This window comes from Oleiphilus sp. HI0080 (assembly GCF_001635135.1).
The window spans coordinates 1-858 of the sequence record NZ_LWFU01000707.1 but is presented as its reverse complement, the minus strand read 5'-3'; the positions used below and the strand labels follow the sequence as shown (position 1 = coordinate 858).

Annotated in this window: 1 protein-coding gene; it reads left to right on the top strand. The window is 46.5% G+C overall.

Going from position 1 to position 858, the window contains the following annotated elements; genetic code table 11:
- Nucleotides 1-823, top strand: an 823-nt coding sequence (locus tag A3751_RS15210) for a DUF3426 domain-containing protein (RefSeq protein ID WP_231876907.1), incomplete at its 5' end; no start/stop codon positions are given.
- Nucleotides 824-858: the final 35 nt, after the last annotated feature.

Genomic DNA, 858 nt, shown 5'->3' with positions numbered 1-858 from the left:
CCTCGAAGAGGCTAAAAACAGCATGTTCGAAGAACAGCTGAGTGACTCTTTAAAATCGATCGACACGAGTAAAGCCCACGCCTTTGCTGCCGAATCCAATGACGATGAAGAGCTTCCGGAAGAAGACACCGACGATGAAAGCTGGGCAAATCAAATTCTGGAAGACCAAAACGAACCTCTAAGCGTCAAAGCCGAACCTGAAGATCGCTCAATGAGTGAACCTTTTTTCACCTCTAGTTCAGACGCGCTATCCTCCGACAGCACAACAAAGCCAGAGGCCATTGATTTTTATTACGAAGAAACCGAAACAGTTAGAGGTCGCGGCCTTTTTTCCAAAATGTTGATAGGGCTAGGTTGCGTTGCCCTGCTATTGGTTCTTCTGGCGCAAGCCGCTTGGTTTCACTACGAAAAGCTTGTGCAATACCCCCTAGCGAAACAAAGTTTTGAGATGTTCTGCGAAAAAGCTGGCTGCTCACTGCCCGAACTAGTCGATTTAAATGCGATTCGAAGCAGCAACCTAGTCGTTCGCAGTCATCCAATTACACCAAACTCGCTAATCATCGACGTTGTGCTTACCAACGAGGCCAGTTTTGATCAAGATTTCCCAAGACTCGCACTGTATTTTTCGGACATTAACGGGAAAACAGTTGCACAACAAATTGTTCCGCCAAAGCAGTATTTAAACGACACAAGCCTCGATAGCAAGCTCATGCCGCGCGATAAGCCAATACACGTTTCTCTCGAGATCGAAGATCCCGGCAAGAGAGCCGTTAATTACAAAATCCGTTTTTTTCCTAGTAAAGGTCAGCAAAATAGTAGCTAGCATGGAACGCTGCCCCGCTCAATTGTCAACCACCT